Raw genomic sequence first — 19324 nt, forward strand, 5'->3', positions numbered from 1 at the left:
TCCTTGTGGGGCTGATTCGGCAAATTAGCGTGACCTGCGAGTCATAACGCGCATCTTCACTGTATTGTATAAAAAGGGGCAGATGGCGCCTGGACTGTTTTTAGCCCAGTGTTGGCCTTTTATTCTTCCCGCTGTCACCCCTTGAGGGCGACGTTATTCGTTGTTTGTCGGCGCCCCTCGATTCCTTGCGAGCGGTGGTATTGGGCTGTTTATTATTGGGAAGCCGTAATGATTGGCATAAAGAGCATTGCGAGCTACGTTCCTGTAGCCGGCGTGGACAATTACGCACAAGGTGCAAAATTCGAAAAGGATGAAGAGTTCATCCTGGGCAAGATCGGTTCCGCCTTCCTGCCGCGCAAAGACGCCGGGCAAGAAACTTCGGACCTGTGTGTCGAAGCAGTCAACGCGCTGTTCGCCAACAATCCCGAATTGAAGCGTGAAGCCATCGACGTACTGATCGTCGTTACCCAGAATGGTGACGAAGAAGGCCTGCCGCACACCGCCGCCATCGTTCAGGACAAACTGGGCCTGCCGACGACCGTGGCCGCGTTCGATATTTCCCTGGGCTGCTCCGGTTACGTCTACGGCATCTACGCCATCAAGGGTTTCATGGAAGCCGCGGGCCTGAAGAATGGCTTGCTGGTGACCGCCGATCCGTACTCCAAGATCGTCGACCCGGAAGACCGCAACACCACCATGCTCTTTGGCGATGCCGCCACTGCCACCTGGATGGGCGAAGACGCGCCATGGCAGTTGGGCAAGGCCAAGTTCGGCACCGACGGTTCCGGCGCGCCGCACTTGAAGGTTTCCGACGGGGTGTTCTTCATGAACGGCCGTCAGGTCTTCAACTTTGCATTGCTCAAAGTGCCAGCGCATTTGCATGAGTTGCTTGCTGACTCGGGGCTGACGGCTGACGATATCGATGCCTTCTGCATTCACCAGGGCAGTGCGGCGATTGTCGATGCCGTGGCACGACGCTTCGAGGGCGAGCCCGAGAAGTTCATCAAGGACATGGTCGAGACCGGCAATACCGTGTCGTCGAGCATTCCGTTGCTGCTGGAAAAACACGTGCTTGATTCCAAGTGGAAGCGTGTGGCGCTGAGTGGTTTTGGTGTTGGTTTGTCTTGGGGTTCGGCGATCATTTATCGTCCTTGAATCTCGGCTCTATTTAGTCAAAGAAAGCCAGGCACAAAAAAAGCGTTCAAGGTGTAACCTTGAGCGCTATTTTTTTGCCCGAATGAAAAGCGAGGCTCCATGAGCGAGTTCTTTGAGCGCAACGCCGAGGTCATACAGCGCCGCTGGCCGGCCGTGGCTGAGCGTCTGCTGGTTGAAGATCCGGGACCGTTGCAGGCCGATCTGGTGGAAGGGCTTGGCTCGACCCTGAGCATCAACGGCATTCAGCTGACCAGTCGCCATGACCGCACCCGCGAAGCGCAGCTTCAGGCCGAAAGCCTGCCGGTCGACAGCCAGGTTCTGCACGTTTACGGCACAGGGCTGGGTGATCTGCAACTGGAACTGCTGCAGCGTTCGGGGCTGATTCAGCTGCATGTACATATCCTCAACGGCGCCGTGTTTGCGCTGGTCTTGCAATTGCTCGATCAGCAGCCGTGGCTCAGCGATTCGCGTGTCCAGCTGCACTACGCCGGTGATTTAGCTGAAATCTGTTTGCCGTTTTTTGCCCTGCCTTCAGAGCTGGTGCTGGCCGATGACTACAACGCCAGGATCCGCGACCGCTTGATCAGCGAAACCCACCTGACGTTCAACAACCGTGAGTTCGATCCGGACAATCCGGAAATAGCGACGCGCCTGCTGGAAAGTGTCGAACAGATCCGCGTTGATGGCGACGCCGCACAATTGTTCGCAACACACGCTGGCCAGCCGATGTTTGTCATCGCCACCGGGCCGAGCCTGGAACAGCACTTCGTGACCTTGCGATCAATTCGCAGCCAGACCCCGCGACCACTGTTCGTTTGTGTCGATACCGCTTACCGGCCGCTTATTGAGCACGGCATCAAGCCAGATGTGGTCGTCACGATTGATCAGCGTATTTCGCTGCGCCACCTGCCACCCGAAGACAGCGCCAATACCACGCTGGTTTACATGCCGCTGGTGGACCCTGTCGTATTGCAGGCCTGGCAGGGCAAACGTTATGTCGCCTACTCAGCAAGCCCGGTTTTTCGGGATCTGCGCGAGCAGCTCCCACGGGCCGGGCTGTTTGCAGGCGGTAGTGTGATTCATCCGGCGGTGGACCTGGCGGTGAAAATGGGGGCCAGTCAGATCACGCTGTTCGGGGCTGACTTCGCGTTCCCCAACAACAAGACCCATGCTGGCTGGGGTGACGGCGACCTCGGCCCCCAATTGGGCGCGGCTCGCCATTGGGTGCTGGACGGGAATGGGCAGCGGGTCAAGACCCAGCTCAATTTCCGCAGCTACCTGTGTGAGCTGGAGCGCTATATCGCTGCGCAGTCACAAGTCGTCTTCTACAACAGCAGTCGGGCCGGGGCCATGATTGCCGGTACGACATTTCATCCGGAGTTCAGTCGATGACCGAAGTGCCACTCGTTGATCAGGCCCGGCAATGTTCAGCGTTGTTTCGCTTGGGAAGGGATGTCGAGGCTGCGCTGGTCATGGTCGAGGTAGCGGAGCTGGTGCAGTCGCGGGTCGGCGGGGCAGGCAGCCAGATCGCGGCCCGGTGGATGGCATTGCTGGCAGGCATGCTGGATAGCCAGGAACGACAGGACTGGCTGGCGCTGGCGGACTACCTTGAATACGAACTGGTCGATTTGCTGATGGCTGTCAATTCCGCGTAATGCCGTTGCGGATCAGCGGGAGCGAGGTTGTAAGAAAGGGTTGTGGCAGTTCTCTGGCGTCATTTTTTGGTGGTTGGATCGTCGCTAAGCCTCGGTTTTACAGGGGGTGGCAGGGTGATGGCAAAAAATTTCAAAAATCCCCTCAAGCAACCTGCATTGCCGACGATAACTATTACGAAGGTTCTCTAGGCCATACCGGGCGGTTGCCAGGGCCGGAAGCCGCAGTACCCAACCAACGAGGAATTCGTCATGGCTTTAACAGTAAACACCAACACTACATCTTTGAATGTTCAGAAGAACCTGAACCGTGCGTCCGACGCACTGTCGACCTCGATGACCCGTCTGTCCTCCGGCCTGAAAATCAACAGCGCCAAAGACGACGCCGCCGGCCTGCAGATCGCTACCCGTATGAATTCGCAGATCCGTGGTCAGACCATGGCTATCAAAAACGCCAACGACGGTGTTTCGATCGCTCAGACCGCTGAAGGCGCACTGCAAGAGTCGAGCAACATTCTGCAGCGTATGCGTGAAATCGCACTGCAATCGCGTAACGACTCCAACGGCACTGCTGACCGTACCGCTCTGGACAAAGAATACCAACAGTCGATCGCTGAACTGACCCGTATCGCTCAGTCGACCAACTTGAACGGCAAAGCGCTGATCGACGGTACTGCTGGTGCGATGGAGTTCCAGGTAGGTTCGAACACCACTTCCGACAACCAGATCACTCTGACCCTGTCGACCAGCTTCGACGCCAGCGCCCTGGCCATGACTGGTACTGTTATTTCCGGCGTTGATAATACAACTAACCACACTAACGTTGATGCCTCTATCTCGGCTATCGACGCTGCTCTGGCAAACATCAACGCCACTCGCGCTGACTTGGGTGCTGCTCAGAACCGTTTCTCGACTACCATTTCCAACCTGCAAAACATCAACGAAAACGCCAGTGCTGCACTGAGCCGCGTACAAGATACCGACTTCGCTGCTGAAACTGCACAGCTGACCAAGCAACAAACTCTGCAACAAGCTTCCACCGCAGTTCTGGCCCAGGCCAACCAACTGCCATCCGCTGTACTGAAACTGCTTCAGTAATAGCTGATGAGTTTTGGCGGGGGAGTGCGCTTGTCGCACTCTCTCGCTTTTTACTTTAAGAGGTGATGGACATGGATATGAGCGTGAAGCTGAACTTGTCTTATCCAGCTGCGAAGCCGGCGACGACTGTTGCTGACAAGCCGGTGGAGAAGCCTCGAACCGATGCCCTTGTGGTGGCGCCGGTCAAGGATGAACAAAAGAAAGGCGCGGTATCCGAGCAGGACAAACTCAAGATGGCCGTTCAGGAAATTGAAAAGTTCGTTCAGTCGGTCAAGCGCAATCTGGAGTTCTCGATTGACGAGCCTTCAGGCAAAGTAGTCGTCAAGGTTATTGCCAGTGATTCGGGTGAGGTGGTTCGCCAAATCCCCAATGAAGAAGTCCTTAAACTGGCGAACAGTTTGAATGATGCAAGCAGCCTGTTGTTCAGCGCGAAAGTCTGACAGCTGGCATGAATATTGTTGCTATGTTCTTTTGGACGTTGTAGTGGTCAAAAGACCGGCGACACACTGAAGGGAGATATGCATGGCAAGTCCAATTCTACCGGGCACGGGTTTAGGCTCTGGCCTTGATACCGGTGCTATTGTCAAAGCCTTGGTCAATGCCGACAAAGCAGCCAAGCAGAACCAGATCGACCGTCAGACGACCACCAACACTGCGCAGATTTCCGGTATTGGTACTCTCAAAAGTGTCCTGGCAAACTTCCAGGCTGCAATCAAGAAGCTGCAAGATTCGCAGGCTCCGCAATTCCTGGGCTACAACGCCACCTCTGCTGATGCGAAAGTACTGACCGCTGTGGCCAGCAACACGGCCGTGAACGGCACTTACGTGGTCAAGGTCACTAACCTTGCGACCTCGTCCAAAGTAGCTACCGCAGCGTTTGCCGGCGGTACCAGCAGTGCCATTCCAAGCGGCACGCTCAATATCACGCAAAACGGCGTTTCCAGTTCCGTCACCATTCCGGCGGGCGCGACGTTGCAGTCGGTTCGGGATGCGATAAACACCCAGCAGGGCGCCAACGGCTTCAGTGCCAACATCGTGACCGACTCGTTTGGCTCGCGTCTGGTGATGGGTTCCACAGCGACCGGTGCCGGCTCCGATATCACCCTCAGCGGTATCGCGGGTCTGGAAATCAATGCCGGCCAGCAAATGGGTGCAACACCGACAGCTACTTCGGCGGGTGCCATTGGCGATTTCGCGGTGGACGCCAACTTCACCGTGGACGGGCTCGCGCTGACCAGCAAAAGCAACAAGGTTGATGCGGCCGTTTCCGGCTTGACCCTGAATCTGGTCGCCGGTGCTGGTGCAACCACGACGGTGACGGTCGGGCCGAACAGTGATGGCCTGAAAAAATCCATTCAAGCTTTCGTTGACGCTTATAACCAGGTTGTGACCAGTGTTAATACGCTGACCAAGCCTTCCCTGGATGGCGACGGCAAGCTGACCGTTGCTGCAGCACTGACCGGTGACCCGTTGGCGCGCGGTGTCATGGCATCGATTCGTTCGCCGTTAGTCACTACCGGCGCGGGTGACAAGCTCACTGTCCTGTCGCAATTGGGTATCACCACCAATCAGAAAACCGGTGCACTGGATTTCGATAGCACCAAGTTCACGACCGCGATGGATACCCAGAAGCTCGGTGGTGAGGTTCAGAAGCTGTTCCTGGGCGATCCGACGGCGACTGGCGATGCCGCCAAGGGTCTGCTCACGCGCATGGACGATGCGATCACCCCTTACACTAAAGGGATCCTTGATACCCGCTCGACCAACCTGGCCAAGGCCAAGTCGAATCTGGCCAACCAACAGACAGCCCTGGATCGCCGTATCGAGACGCTGACTGCTGTGCTGACCAAGAAGTACAACGACATGGATTCTCTGGTTGGCAAACTCAAGGCAACTGCCAGCAACATCACCTCGATGTTCGAGGCGATGAACGCGCAGAAAAACGCCTCGTAAAACATAGACGCCAAAAGCCCGGCAGCGGATTACGCTTGTCGGGCTTTTTGGTTTCGGATTAAAGATTTTTGACGCTGTGTCGATAGCCTGATTATACGAATCACAGAGTTTTGGATGAGGTAAAACATGAACCCGATGTTAGCCCTTCGGCAGTACCAGAAGATTGGCGCGCAAGCCCAGACTTCCGAGGCCAGTCCTCATCGTCTGGTGCAAATGCTTATGGAAGGTGCTCTGGATCGCATCGCTCAGGCCAAAGGTGCCATGGAGCGCAAGGATATCGCCAACAAGGGTGTTCTGATCAGCAAGGCCATCGGCATTGTCGGTGGTTTGCGAGAGGGTCTGGATCTGGAAAAGCAGGCAGAGTCCGTCAGTGAGCTGGATAGTCTCTACGCTTACATGATGAAGCGCCTGGCGGAAGCGAACCTCAAGACTGATCCGAAAATCCTCGACGAAGTCGCCGACCTGCTCCGTACGGTCAAAGACGGTTGGGACGCCATTGGCGCACCTGCTCCCCAGTTTTAAGGAGATCACTCATGAGTCTTGTCTTGCAGCGAATCGAACAAACCCGCGATGCCCTCGTCGGTGCATTGGCCGAGCGCAACTGGGAAGCCATTGGTGAATTGGACCTGGCTTGCCGTTCCTGCATGGAAGACGTTTTGAGTGAAGCTGCGGTGGACGAGGCCGCGTTGCGCGACAACCTTGAGGAGTTGCTGGGAGTGTATAAACAGCTTCTGGAGGCGGCGACGGGAGAGCGGCAGGCGATAGTCGACGAGATGTCGCAGATCCACCAAGCGCAGAGCGCGGCAAAGGTTTACCATCTGTTTGGTTAATTAACCCTCAGTTAATCCAAACATAGTGCGCCATAAATTTGACTGTGCACGGTTTTTTGACTTAACTAGTGGCTGGTTCCAGATTTCAGGCGTCTACAGGCATAACGTGTCTGCAAGCGTCTAGCTTGCCCCTCATTTTGGGCATTGAGTTGACTAGGGAAGTTGCTATTGCATGTGGCGTGAAACCAAAATTCTGCTGATTGATGACGATAGCGTCCGTCGCCGCGATTTGGCGGTGATTTTAAATTTTCTCGGCGAAGAAAATTTACCCTGTGGCAGCCATGACTGGCAGCAGGCGGTCGGCTCTCTGTCATCAAGTCGTGAAGTAATCTGTGTCCTCATCGGGACGGTAAATGCTCCTGGTGCACTTTTGGGCCTGTTAAAGACACTCTCAACCTGGGATGAGTTCCTTCCAGTTTTGTTAATGGGCGATAATTCTTCCATTGACTTGCCGGAAGACCAGCGTCGCCGAGTGCTTTCGACTCTCGAAATGCCACCCAGCTACAGCAAATTGCTCGATTCGTTGCACCGTGCCCAGGTCTATCGCGAGATGTATGACCAGGCCCGTGAGCGCGGTCGTCACCGTGAACCCAATCTTTTCCGCAGCCTTGTCGGCACCAGTCGGGCGATTCAACACGTCCGTCAGATGATGCAGCAAGTCGCCGACACCGACGCCAGCGTGCTGATCCTCGGCGAGTCCGGGACCGGCAAGGAAGTGGTCGCGCGTAACCTGCACTACCACTCCAAGCGTCGTGACGCGCCGTTCGTGCCGGTCAACTGCGGGGCGATCCCGGCCGAGTTGCTGGAAAGCGAATTGTTCGGCCACGAGAAGGGCGCCTTCACCGGAGCGATCACCAGCCGCGCCGGGCGTTTCGAGCTGGCCAACGGCGGTACGCTGTTCCTCGACGAAATCGGCGACATGCCGCTGCCGATGCAGGTCAAACTGCTGCGTGTCTTGCAGGAGCGCACCTTCGAGCGCGTGGGCAGCAACAAGACCCAAAGCGTCGATGTGCGGATCATTGCGGCGACTCACAAGAATCTCGAAAGCATGATCGAGATCGGGACCTTCCGCGAAGACCTCTACTATCGCTTGAACGTGTTCCCGATCGAGATGGCGCCCTTGCGTGAACGCGTCGAAGACATCCCGCTGCTGATGAACGAGTTGATCTCGCGCATGGAACACGAGAAGCGCGGTTCGATCCGTTTCAACTCGGCGGCGATCATGTCGCTGTGCCGTCACGGCTGGCCGGGCAACGTTCGCGAGCTGGCCAACCTGGTGGAGCGCATGGCGATCATGCATCCGTACGGGGTGATCGGCGTGGTCGAGTTGCCGAAGAAATTCCGCTACGTCGATGACGAAGACGAGCAGCTGGTCGACAGCCTGCGCAGCGATCTTGAAGAGCGGGTGGCCATCAACGGTCATGCCCCGGACTTCACCGCCAATGCCCTGCTGCCACCGGAAGGCCTGGACCTGAAAGACTATCTCGGCGGTCTGGAACAAGGGCTGATTCAGCAGGCGCTCGATGATGCCAATGGCATCGTGGCGCGGGCGGCCGAACGGCTGCGAATTCGTCGCACCACGCTGGTTGAGAAGATGCGCAAGTACGGCATGAGCCGTCGTGACGGTGATGAACAGGCGGATGATTGACGCCTGTTTTTCAACTCCTTCATTTATAGGCGTTTTTTTTTAGGCACGGGTATTGCTACATCCCTCGCAACGTTCCGTTTAACTGACGGTCAACCACGCGAGAGAGCACGATGCCCCAAGCCGCCCAGATGTCTCCTGTCCCAGATGCTTCGGGGCAACCGTCGTCCGTAGAGCAGGCAAGCCGGCTTGGCCTTGAGCAGGCATTTGCGCTGTTCAGCCAGATGTCGAGCCAATTGACCGATTCCTACAGCATGCTCGAAGCCCGGGTCACCGAGCTCAAGGGCGAGCTGGCGGTGGTCAGTGCTCAGCGCATGCAGGAGCTGGCGGAAAAAGAACGCCTGGCTAACCGCCTGCAAAATCTCCTCGATCTGTTGCCTGGCGGCGTCATCGTCATCGATGCCCAAGGCATCGTGCGCGAAGCCAATCCCGCCGCGAGTGAACTGCTAGGTCTGCCTCTCGAAGGCGAGCTGTGGCGTCATGTGATTACTCGATGCTTTGCGCCGCGCGAAGACGACGGTCACGAAATTTCTCTCAAGGACGGTCGACGCCTGTCGATCGCTACCCGCTCGCTGGACGCCGAGCCTGGTCAATTGGTGTTGCTCAACGACCTGACTGAAACCCGTCATCTGCAAGGTCAACTGGCTCGCCATGAGCGCCTGTCGTCTCTCGGTCGTATGGTCGCATCGTTGGCTCATCAGATTCGCACGCCGTTGTCCGCTGCGTTGCTCTATGCCAGTCATTTGACTGAGCAGGCGTTGCCGGTCGAGACCCAGCAACGTTTTGCCGGGCGCCTGAAAGAGCGTCTGCATGAGCTCGAACACCAGGTTCGCGACATGCTGGTGTTCGCTCGCGGCGAGCTGCCTCTGACCGATCGCGTGACCCCAAAAATGCTGATGCAGTCGCTGCAAGCGGCAGCGCTGACCCATGTTCAGGATTTGCCGATTCGCTGGCAGTGCGACAGTCATGCCGGTGAGTTGTTGTGCAATCGCGACACCCTGGTCGGGGCCATTCTGAATCTGATCGAGAACGCCATTCAGGCGAGTGCCGGTGATGTCCGTTTGAAGGTTCACCTGTATACCCGCGGTAACAACCTGCGCTTGTGCGTCAGCGACAGTGGCAGTGGTATCGACACGAAGGTTCTGGCGCGTTTGGGTGAGCCGTTTTTCACCACTAAAACCACTGGCACCGGCCTGGGCCTGACCGTGGTCAAGGCAGTCGCCCGAGCACATCAGGGAGAATTACGGTTGCGCTCGCGGCCGGGTCGCGGCACTTGTGCACAGGTGATCTTGCCGCTTTTTTCGGGTGAACAGCGCAGCGCTCAGGGAGCGAAGTGAAAGACATGGCGATCAAGGTTTTACTGGTCGAGGATGATCGCGCACTACGGGAGGCACTAGCCGATACGTTGCTGCTTGCCGGGCACGATTACACGGCGGTCGGTTCGGCGGAAGAGGCGCTGGCTGCGGTCGGTGCCGAGGCGTTCAATCTGGTGATCAGTGACGTCAACATGCCGGGCATGGATGGCCACCAACTGCTTGGATTGCTGCGCGCTCGTCAGCCGCAACTGCCGGTGCTGCTGATGACCGCCCACGGCGCCGTCGAGCGGGCAGTCGACGCCATGCGTCAGGGCGCGGCGGATTATCTGGTCAAACCATTCGAGCCCAAAGCCTTGCTCGATCTGGTGGCGCGTCACGCACTGGGTAATCTCGGCGCGACCGAGAGTGAGGGGCCTGTGGCGTACGAGCCGGCCAGTGCGCAATTGCTGGAATTGGCCGCGCGAGTGGCGCGCAGTGACTCCACGGTGTTGATCTCCGGTGAATCCGGAACCGGTAAGGAAGTGCTGGCGCGTTACATCCATCAGCACTCCCATCGCGCCAGTCAGCCGTTTATTGCGATCAACTGTGCAGCGATCCCGGACAACATGCTCGAAGCCACCTTGTTCGGTCACGAAAAGGGTTCGTTCACCGGCGCCATCGCAGCGCAGGCCGGCAAGTTCGAGCAGGCCGATGGCGGGACGATCCTGCTCGATGAAATCTCCGAAATGCCTCTCGGCCTTCAAGCCAAATTACTGCGGGTATTGCAGGAGCGTGAAGTCGAACGAGTCGGCGCACGCAAGCCGATTACGCTGGATATCCGAGTGGTCGCCACCACTAACCGTGACCTGGCCGCTGAAGTGGCGGCGGGGCGTTTTCGTGAAGACCTTTACTATCGCTTGTCGGTGTTTCCGTTGGCCTGGCGTCCGCTGCGCGAGCGCACCGCCGACATCCTGCCGTTGGCCGAGCGACTGCTGGCCAAACACGTCAATAAAATGAAGCATGCCGCGGCGAAGCTCTCATCCGAGGCGCAGGCGTGTCTGGTCGGTTACCCGTGGCCAGGCAACGTGCGTGAACTGGATAACGCGATCCAGCGTGCCTTGATTCTGCAGCAGGGCGGCTTGATCCAGCCGCAGGATTTCTGCCTGGCCGGGCCTGTGGCATGTGCGCCGCTGCCGACATTGGCACCGGCGCCCGTGCGCGCAGTGGAAGTCGAAGCCGAATCGGCGGGCGCCCTCGGCGATGACCTGCGGCGCCGTGAATTCCAGATGATTATTGACACCCTGCGCTCTGAGCGCGGCCGTCGCAAAGAAGCCGCCGAGCGACTGGGCATCAGCCCACGCACCTTGCGCTACAAGCTGGCGCAGATGCGCGACGCCGGAATGGACGTGGAAGCGTACTTGTTCGCCACCTGAAAGTTGACGCAAGCAACACCGGTCTAAATGTGGGGGCCCTGTGGTGAGGGGGCTTGCCCCCGCTGGAGCGCGAAGCGGTCCTTCTTTTTCAGGGATGCAGGTTTGCTGTGTGCTCAGGTTTTGCGACTGCTGCGCAGTCGAGCGGGGGCAAGCCCCCTCGCCACAAAGGCCCGCTCCCACATTTGTTTTGCAGTGATTCATGGTTAAAGCAAACCCCGGAAGGCTTTTGTTTAGAGCGACCACGGAGCTGGCACCCTTGTTGCTAACACCTCACTACCCGCCGAGTGAGTGTCAAAAAATTGCGGGTAGCCAAAGACGTAGCTTCGTCAAAGAGAGAAACCATGAGCCAAGGTATTGAATTCAATCGGTTGATGCTGGACATGCGCTCCATGCAAATGGATGCGATGTCTGCGCCGAAATCGACTGCCGCAGTCCCTGAATTGGGTGGCAGCAGCTTTTCCGACATGCTCGGTCAGGCCGTCAATAAAGTGAACGACACCCAGCAAGCGTCCAATCAGTTGGCCAGTGCCTTCGAGATCGGTAAAAGCGGCGTCGACCTGACAGACGTGATGATTTCCTCACAGAAGGCCAGCGTGTCTTTTCAGGCGCTGACCCAAGTGCGTAACAAGCTGGTTCAAGCTTATCAAGACATCATGCAGATGCCGGTTTAAGGACGAGATTGAGTCATGGCAGAAGCAATCGCCGATAATGTTCCGGCCAAGGCCACCCCAATAGACGGCAAACCGCCGCTGTTCGGGTTGTCTTTCCTGGAAAACCTCTCCGAGATGACCATGTTGCGTCAGGTGGGCCTGTTGGTCGGCCTGGCTGCGAGCGTGGCGATTGGTTTTGCCGTGGTGTTGTGGTCCCAGCAGCCAGACTACCGGCCTCTGTACGGCAGCCTTGCCGGCATGGACGCCAAGCAGGTCATGGAAACCCTGGCCGCAGCCGACATTCCCTATACCGTTGAACCGAACTCCGGTGCCTTGCTGGTCAAGGCCGATGACTTGTCCCGTGCGCGACTCAAGCTCGCAGCCGCTGGTGTCACTCCCAGCGACGGCAACATCGGTTTCGAGATTCTCGACAAGGAACAGGGGCTGGGCACCAGCCAGTTCATGGAAGCGACCCGTTATCGTCGCGGCCTCGAAGGCGAACTGGCCCGGACCATTTCCAGCCTGAACAACGTCAAGGGTGCTCGCGTACACTTGGCGATTCCGAAAAGCTCGGTGTTCGTGCGTGACGAACGCAAACCAAGCGCTTCGGTGCTGGTTGAACTCTATTCCGGTCGCTCGCTGGAGCCGGGCCAGGTCGTCGCCATCATCAATCTGGTGGCGACCAGCGTTCCCGAGCTGAGCAAATCGCAGATCACCGTTGTCGACCAGAAGGGCAACCTGCTGTCGGATCAGGCGGAAAATTCCGAACTGACCATGGCCGGCAAGCAATTCGATTACAGCCGTCGCATGGAAAGCATGCTGACCCAGCGCGTGCACAACATCCTGCAACCGGTACTGGGCAATGACCGCTATAAAGCCGAAGTCTCGGCGGACGTGGATTTCAGTGCCGTCGAGTCGACCTCCGAGCAGTTCAACCCGGACCAGCCGGCCTTGCGCAGCGAGCAGTCGGTCAACGAACAGCGTACCGCCAGCAATGGCCCGCAAGGTGTGCCGGGTGCCCTGAGCAACCAGCCGCCGTCGCCAGCCTCGGCGCCGCAAACCACCGGTGGCGCCACCGCGTCGGCAGGCATGGTGCAGCCAGGTCAGCCATTGCTCGATGCCAACGGTCAGCAAATCATGGACCCGGCCACCGGCCAGCCGATGCTGGCGCCGTACCCGGCAGACAAGCGTCAACAATCCACCAAGAACTTCGAACTCGACCGCTCCATCAGCCACACCAAACAACAGCAGGGTCGTTTGAATCGCCTGTCGGTGTCGGTGGTGGTGGATGATCAAGTCAAGGTCAACGCGGCCAACGGTGAAACTACCCGTGCGCCGTGGAGCGCCGATGAATTGGCGCGCTTCACCCGTCTGGTACAGGACGCGGTCGGTTTCGACGCCAGCCGTGGCGACAGCGTCAGCGTAATCAACATGCCGTTCTCTGCCGAGCGCGGTGAAGTGATTGCCGAGATTCCGTTCTATTCCCAGCCGTGGTTCTGGGACATCGTCAAGCAAGTGCTGGGTGTGTTGTTCATCCTGGTGCTGGTGTTCGGCGTGCTGCGCCCGGTGCTCAACAACATCACCGGTGGCGGCAAAGACAAGCAACTCGCTGGCCTGGGCAGCGACATGGAGCTCGGTGGCATGGGCGGCCTGGACGGCGAACTGGCCAACGACCGCGTCAGCCTCGGCGGCCCGACCAGCATCTTGCTGCCGAGCCCGAGCGAAGGCTATGACGCACAGTTGAACGCAATCAAGAGTCTGGTGGCAGAAGATCCGGGTCGCGTGGCCCAGGTCGTGAAAGAGTGGATTAACGCAGATGAGTGATAACCGAGCCGCTGTCGCCAAACTGTCCCGGGTTGATAAAGCGGCGATCCTGCTGCTGTCCCTGGGTTCTACCGACGCCGCGCAAGTGCTGCGCCACATGGGGCCTAAAGAGGTCCAGCGTGTGGGTGTGGCCATGGCCCAGATGGGTAACGTACACCGCGAGCAGGTCGAACAGGTCATGAGCGAGTTCGTCGACATCGTCGGCGACCAGACCAGCCTGGGCGTCGGCTCCGATGACTACGTGCGCAACATGCTCACCCAGGCGCTGGGCGAAGACAAGGCCAACGGCCTGATCGACCGGATCCTGCTGGGCGGCAACACCAGCGGCCTCGACAGCCTGAAGTGGATGGAACCGCGCGCCGTCGCCGACGTGATTCGTTACGAGCACCCGCAGATCCAGGCAATCGTGGTGGCGTACCTCGACCCGGATCAGGCCGGTGAAGTGCTGGGCAACTTCGACCACAAGGTCCGGTTGGACATCATCCTGCGGGTATCTTCGCTGAACACCGTGCAGCCAGCGGCCCTGAAAGAACTCAACCTGATTCTCGAGAAGCAGTTCTCCGGCAACTCGAATGCCGCGCGCACCACCCTGGGTGGCATCAAGCGTGCGGCCGACATCATGAACTTCCTCGACAGCTCGATCGAAGGTCAGTTGATGGACTCGATCCGCGAAGTCGACGAAGACCTGTCCGGTCAGATCGAAGACCTCATGTTCGTGTTCAACAACCTGTCCGATGTCGACGACCGCGGCATTCAGGCGCTGTTGCGCGAAGTGTCCTCGGACGTTCTGGTGCTGGCCCTCAAGGGTTCGGACGAAGGCGTCAAGGAAAAGATCTTCAAGAACATGTCCAAACGGGCGGCCGAACTGTTGCGCGACGACCTCGAGGCCAAAGGCCCGGTGCGCGTCAGCGACGTGGAAACCGCGCAGAAAGAAATCCTCACCATTGCCCGCCGTATGGCCGAAGCCGGAGAAATCGTTCTCGGCGGGAAGGGCGGCGAAGAGATGATCTAAGGTCACTATGTCGTCCAAACATGATGAGTCCAATACCGACCTGATCCGCGGCAAGGACGTCGGTGGTTTCGACATCTGGTCGCTGCCCAGTTTCGACCCGTTTGTGCCGGAACCCGAGCCGGAGCCAGAGCCCGAACCGCCGGAAATGGAAGAAGTGCCGCTGGAAGAAGTCCAGCCACTGACCCTCGAAGAGCTCGAAAGCATTCGTCAGGAGGCCTACAACGAAGGCTTCGCGGTTGGCGAAAAAGAGGGTTTCCACAGCACCACGCTCAAGGTCCGTCAGGAAGCCGAAGTGGCCCTGACGGCCAAGATCGCTGGCCTGGAACAACTGATGGCCAACTTGTTCGAGCCGATTGCCGAGCAGGACACCCAGATCGAAAAGTCGCTGGTCGACCTTGTGCAGCACATCACCAAGCAAGTGATTCAGCGCGAACTGGCGATCGACTCGACGCAGATCGAACACGTCATGCGCGAAGCGCTCAAGCTCTTGCCACTGGGCGTGGGCAATGTGCGGTTGTACGTCAATCCGCAGGATTTCGAACAGGTCAAAGCCTTGCGCGAGCGCCATGAAGAAACCTGGCGCATTGTCGAGGACGAATCCTTGTTGCCGGGCGGTTGCCGGGTCGAAACGGAGCACAGTCGCATCGACGCCACCATCGAAACCCGTGTGACCCAGGTCATGGCCAAGCTGTTCGATCAATTGCACGATCAAGCGCTGCACCCAGCCGCACCGGACCTGAGCCTGGAACTGCCGGTCGACGAAAAGCCTGCGGTTGCCCCGGTCGAGCCGGAACTGGACGACCCCGATGCGCCTTGATCGCACCAGCTTCGCCAAACGCCTCGGTGGCTACGCCGAGGCCACTGCGCTTGCTGCTGCGCCGATCCTCGAAGGTCGCCTGTTGCGCATGGTCGGCCTGACCCTTGAAGCCGAAGGCTTGCGCGCCGCCATGGGCAGCCGCTGCATGGTCATCAACGATGACAGCTATCACCCGGTGCAGGTCGAAGCCGAGGTCATGGGCTTCTCTGGCAACAAAGTTTTTCTGATGCCGGTCGGCAGCGTCGCCGGCATTGCGCCTGGCGCCCGCGTGGTTCCACTTGCCGACACCGGCCGCTTGCCAATGGGCATGAGCATGCTCGGGCGGGTGCTGGATGGCGCCGGTCGCGCGCTGGACGGCAAGGGCGGGATGAAGGCTGAAGACTGGGTGCCGATGGACGGCCCGACCATCAACCCGCTCAAGCGTGACCCGATCAGCCAGCCGCTGGACGTCGGTATTCGCTGCATCAACGGTTTGTTGACGGTCGGTCGCGGTCAGCGGCTCGGGCTGTTCGCCGGTACCGGCGTGGGCAAGAGTGTGCTGCTGGGCATGATGACCCGCTTCACCGAGGCCGACATCATCGTCGTCGGGCTGATCGGTGAGCGGGGTCGAGAAGTTAAAGAGTTCATCGAGCACATCCTCGGTGAAGAAGGGCTCAAGCGTTCGGTGGTGGTGGCGTCGCCAGCGGACGATGCGCCGCTGATGCGTCTGCGCGCGGCGATGTACTGCACACGGATTGCCGAGTATTTCCGCGACAAGGGCAAGAATGTCCTGTTGCTCATGGATTCCCTGACCCGTTTCGCCCAGGCCCAGCGAGAAATCGCCCTGGCCATCGGCGAACCGCCAGCGACCAAGGGCTATCCGCCGTCGGTGTTCGCCAAGTTGCCGAAACTGGTGGAACGGGCCGGTAACGCCGAAAAGGGCGGCGGTTCGATCACTGCGTTCTACACCGTATTGTCCGAAGGCGACGATCAGCAAGACCCGATCGCCGACTCGGCGCGGGGCGTGCTCGACGGGCACATCGTGCTGTCCCGGCGCCTGGCCGAGGAAGGGCATTACCCGGCCATTGATATCGAAGCGTCCATCAGCCGGGTCATGCCGTCGGTGGTCGGCATCAAGCACATGAACCACGCGCAGATGTTCAAGCAATACTGGTCGCGCTATCAGCAGAGCCGCGACCTGATCAGCGTCGGCGCCTATGTGCCCGGCGGTGACCGGGAAACCGACACCGCGATCAATCTGCAACCGGCCATGACGATGTACCTGCGCCAGGGCTTGAACGACAACATCAGCATGGGCGCCAGCGAAGGCCATCTTGCGTCGGTATTCGCGCCAGCGCCAGGCGGTTAATCGACCATGGCCCTGAGTCGCGCAGCACGCCTGGCACCGGTGGTGGAAATGGCTGAAAAGGCCGAGAAAACCGCCGTCCAGCGCCTGGGGCACTTCCAGGGTCAGGTGCGCCTGGCGGAAAGCAAACTGGCCGACCTCGAAGCCTTTCATCTCGATTATCAAGAGCAATGGATCGTGCGCGGCAGCGGCGGCGTGTCGGGTCAATGGCTGCTGGGGTATCAAGGTTTCCTGGCGCAACTGGGCACGGCCATCGATCAGCAGCGACAAAGTCTGGCCTGGCATCAGAACAACCTGAACAAGGCTCGGGAGACTTGGCAGCAGGCGTTTGCCCGGGTCGAAGGCTTGCGCAAGCTGGTTCAGCGCTACAGGGATGAGGCGCGGGAACTGGAAGACAAGCGCGAGCAGAAGTTGCTCGATGAACTGTCCCAACGGTTGCCGCGTCATGATCCGTATTGAATCAGGTAGCCCGCGAAGGCGATTTTACTAACCGTACAATTGTTCAGCCTTGCTCCAGCCCCCATCAGGTGCTAAACCTTCTACACGTACGTTCGTCAATGACAAGGAAGCCGTGAAATGTCAGTCGTTACAGAAGTATCTCTGGATGGGAAAAAGCTGACGATTTCGATCGAGGGGCGATTCGATTTCGGTCGGCATCAGGAGTTTCGCGAGTCCTACGAGCGACTCAACAGTAAGCCCGAGTCCATTGTGGTGGACCTGAAGAAAGCCACTTATCTCGATAGCTCTGCGTTGGGCATGTTGCTCTTGCTGCGTGATCACGCCGGTGGCGACAATTCCGATATTCGCGTCGTCAACAGCAGCACCGATGTGAAGAAAATCCTCGCCATCTCCAACTTCGACAAACTGTTCGACATCAGTTGATCGCCATGCAGCCGCTCGAGCCGCTGACGATTCTGATCGCTGAAGACAGCGCGGCCGATCGCCTGCTGCTGTCGACTATCGTCCGTCGTCAGGGTCATGAGGTGCTAACGGCTGCCAACGGCGCCGAGGCGGTCGAAGCGTTCCGCTCGCAGCGACCGCACCTGGTGCTGATGGACGCCATGATGCCGGTGATGGACGGCTTCGAGGCTGCGCAGCAGATCAAGGCGCTGGCCGGCGAAACCCTGGTGCCGATCATCTTTTTGACGTCGCTGACCGAAAGCGAAGCCTTGGCTCGTTGTCTGGAGGCCGGGGGCGACGATTTTCTGGCAAAGCCTTACAACCAGGTGATCCTCGCCGCCAAGATCAAGGCGATGGACCGCTTGCGGCGTTTGCAAGCCACGGTGCTGGAGCAACGCGACCTGATCGCCAGGCACCACGATTACCTGCTCAACGAACAACGGGTGGCCAAAGCCGTGTTCGACAAGGTCGCTCACTCCGGGTGCCTGAATGCACCGAACATCCGTTACCTGCAATCGCCCTATGCGCTGTTCAACGGCGATCTGTTGCTGGCCGCGTTCACCCCGGCCGGCGACATGCATGTGTTGCTCGGCGATTTCACTGGCCATGGTTTGCCGGCCGCTGTGGGTGCCATGCCCCTGGCCGAAGTCTTCTACGGCATGACCGCCAAGGGTTATGGCCTGTCCGAAACCCTGCGCGAGATGAACGCCAAGCTCAAGCGCATCCTGCCGGTGGACATGTTCTGCTGTGCGACCCTGCTGTGCCTGAGTTTTCAACGAGGATCGGTGGAGGTCTGGAACGGCGGGATGCCGGACGGTTACTTGCACAGCACCGCCAGCGGCGAACGTATCGCTCTGACGGCACGGCACTTGCCGCTGGGCGTGCTGAGCCCGCAAACCTTCGATGACCGCACCGAGGTGTTCCCGATGGCCGTAGGGGATCGGGTCTTTCTGTTGTCCGACGGGGTGATCGATACCTGCGATGCCAATGAACAATTGTTTGGCGTAGAGCGATTGGAGCAGGTGTTTGCAGTCAATCGTCAGCCTGATGCGCTGTTCGAAGAAATCGAACAGGCCCTGCGGGATTTTCGCGGCGAGGCCCGCGATGACGTGAGCATGGTCGAGGTCAGTCTGCTGGAGGCTACGCAACTGAGTCCGCCAGCGCCGGTGTACTCCGACAGTGGCCAGTCCAGCCCGCTGGACTGGTCGGTGAGTTTTGAGTTTCGCGCCGCCACCCTCAAACGCTTCAATCCGCTGCCGTATTTGTTGCAATTGCTGCTTGAGGTGCATGGCCTGCGGACTCAGAGTGGCGCACTCTACAGTGTGCTGGCAGAGCTTTATTCCAATGCCCTGGAGCATGGCGTGCTGGGCCTGGATTCAAGTCTGAAACGAGATGCTTCAGGTTTTGCGCGTTATTATCAGCAGCGCAATGCGCGTCTGGACGAGTTGCGAGATGGCTACGTACGGGTGCATTTGCAGGTGGCACCAAAAGGCGAGGGCGGTTGCCTGACGGTCCGGGTCGAAGACAGTGGCAAGGGTTTCGATGTGGCGCGGGTGATGGAGCGTCCTGTCGATGATGTCCGTCTGTCGGGACGTGGCGTCAGTTTGATCCGCCAGTTGAGCCATCATGCGCGCTGGACCGATAATGGTCGCAGTGCTCACGTGGAGTTCTTCTGGGAGGCTCTGGCCAATCCCGGGCATTCTTGATCAAGGAGC

Annotated in this window: 19 protein-coding genes; all 19 read left to right on the top strand. The window is 58.8% G+C overall.

What is annotated here, in order from left to right; genetic code table 11:
- The first annotated feature begins 228 nt into the window (after positions 1–228).
- The 19 genes from ACZ3HH_RS24610 (at position 229) to ACZ3HH_RS24700 (ending at position 19315) form a co-directional block, all read left to right on the top strand.
- A complete protein-coding gene (locus tag ACZ3HH_RS24610; RefSeq protein WP_007894181.1) occupies positions 229–1155 on the top strand; it encodes a ketoacyl-ACP synthase III in 927 nt (308 codons plus the stop codon).
- 99 nt (positions 1156–1254) lie between these two features.
- Positions 1255–2547 (top strand): motility associated factor glycosyltransferase family protein, encoded by a 1293-nt coding sequence (locus ACZ3HH_RS24615; RefSeq protein WP_465808539.1) that lies wholly within the window; start codon positions 1255–1257, stop codon positions 2545–2547.
- On the top strand, positions 2544–2810 hold the full coding sequence (locus ACZ3HH_RS24620) for a hypothetical protein (RefSeq protein ID WP_465808541.1): 267 nt from the start codon (positions 2544–2546) through the stop codon (positions 2808–2810). Before ACZ3HH_RS24615 ends, ACZ3HH_RS24620 begins: the two co-directional genes overlap by 4 nt.
- Positions 2811–3059: 249 nt before the next feature.
- Positions 3060–3905: a flagellin domain-containing protein gene (locus tag ACZ3HH_RS24625; RefSeq protein ID WP_008151038.1), complete on the top strand. Its 846-nt coding sequence runs from the start codon at positions 3060–3062 to the stop codon at positions 3903–3905.
- A 71-nt stretch (positions 3906–3976) separates the two neighbouring features.
- Positions 3977–4345 (top strand): flagellar protein FlaG, encoded by a 369-nt coding sequence (locus ACZ3HH_RS24630; protein WP_465808543.1) that lies wholly within the window; start codon positions 3977–3979, stop codon positions 4343–4345.
- An 82-nt stretch (positions 4346–4427) separates the two neighbouring features.
- Positions 4428–5858, top strand: a complete 1431-nt coding sequence (gene fliD, locus ACZ3HH_RS24635; RefSeq protein ID WP_465808545.1) for a flagellar filament capping protein FliD — start codon at positions 4428–4430, stop codon at positions 5856–5858.
- A gap of 126 nt (positions 5859–5984) precedes the next feature.
- Positions 5985–6380 carry a flagellar export chaperone FliS gene (gene fliS / locus ACZ3HH_RS24640; RefSeq protein ID WP_123360222.1) on the top strand — a complete coding sequence of 132 codons (396 nt, stop codon included), beginning with the start codon at positions 5985–5987 and terminating at the stop codon, positions 6378–6380.
- 11 nt (positions 6381–6391) lie between these two features.
- On the top strand, positions 6392–6688 hold the full coding sequence (fliT, locus tag ACZ3HH_RS24645; RefSeq protein ID WP_123496028.1) for a flagellar protein FliT: 297 nt from the start codon (positions 6392–6394) through the stop codon (positions 6686–6688).
- Positions 6689–6860: 172 nt separating this feature from the next.
- Positions 6861–8336 carry a sigma-54 dependent transcriptional regulator gene (locus ACZ3HH_RS24650; protein ID WP_465808548.1) on the top strand — a complete coding sequence of 492 codons (1476 nt, stop codon included), beginning with the start codon at positions 6861–6863 and terminating at the stop codon, positions 8334–8336.
- 128 nt (positions 8337–8464) lie between these two features.
- Positions 8465–9670 carry a sensor histidine kinase gene (locus ACZ3HH_RS24655; RefSeq protein ID WP_465808550.1) on the top strand — a complete coding sequence of 402 codons (1206 nt, stop codon included), beginning with the start codon at positions 8465–8467 and terminating at the stop codon, positions 9668–9670.
- Between the two features lie 5 nt (positions 9671–9675).
- Entirely contained in the window at positions 9676–11061 is a 1386-nt protein-coding gene (gene fleR / locus ACZ3HH_RS24660) for a sigma-54-dependent response regulator transcription factor FleR (RefSeq protein WP_465808552.1), read from the top strand.
- A 341-nt stretch (positions 11062–11402) separates the two neighbouring features.
- Positions 11403–11732, top strand: a complete 330-nt coding sequence (gene fliE, locus ACZ3HH_RS24665; protein WP_008072611.1) for a flagellar hook-basal body complex protein FliE — start codon at positions 11403–11405, stop codon at positions 11730–11732.
- Positions 11733–11747: 15 nt separating this feature from the next.
- Positions 11748–13535: a flagellar basal-body MS-ring/collar protein FliF gene (fliF, locus tag ACZ3HH_RS24670; protein ID WP_095051755.1), complete on the top strand. Its 1788-nt coding sequence runs from the start codon at positions 11748–11750 to the stop codon at positions 13533–13535.
- Positions 13528–14547: a flagellar motor switch protein FliG gene (gene fliG, locus ACZ3HH_RS24675; protein ID WP_367374722.1), complete on the top strand. Its 1020-nt coding sequence runs from the start codon at positions 13528–13530 to the stop codon at positions 14545–14547. Before fliF ends, fliG begins: the two co-directional genes overlap by 8 nt.
- 7 nt (positions 14548–14554) lie before the next feature.
- Positions 14555–15364, top strand: coding sequence for a flagellar assembly protein FliH (gene fliH / locus ACZ3HH_RS24680; protein ID WP_465808555.1), 810 nt, complete (start codon positions 14555–14557; stop codon positions 15362–15364).
- Positions 15354–16712 (top strand): flagellar protein export ATPase FliI, encoded by a 1359-nt coding sequence (gene fliI / locus ACZ3HH_RS24685; RefSeq protein WP_465808557.1) that lies wholly within the window; start codon positions 15354–15356, stop codon positions 16710–16712. Before fliH ends, fliI begins: the two co-directional genes overlap by 11 nt.
- A 6-nt stretch (positions 16713–16718) precedes the next feature.
- Complete coding sequence (fliJ, locus tag ACZ3HH_RS24690) at positions 16719–17168, top strand: flagellar export protein FliJ (protein ID WP_465808559.1); 450 nt, start codon at positions 16719–16721, stop codon at positions 17166–17168.
- A gap of 117 nt (positions 17169–17285) precedes the next feature.
- Complete coding sequence (locus ACZ3HH_RS24695) at positions 17286–17591, top strand: STAS domain-containing protein (protein WP_465808561.1); 306 nt, start codon at positions 17286–17288, stop codon at positions 17589–17591.
- A 5-nt stretch (positions 17592–17596) separates the two neighbouring features.
- The gene (locus tag ACZ3HH_RS24700) at positions 17597–19315 is read left to right on the top strand and encodes an ATP-binding SpoIIE family protein phosphatase (RefSeq protein WP_465808563.1); all 1719 of its coding nucleotides are present in this window, start codon (positions 17597–17599) and stop codon (positions 19313–19315) included.
- Positions 19316–19324: the final 9 nt, after the last annotated feature.

This window comes from Pseudomonas sp. PME37.24/025, assembly GCF_055556615.1.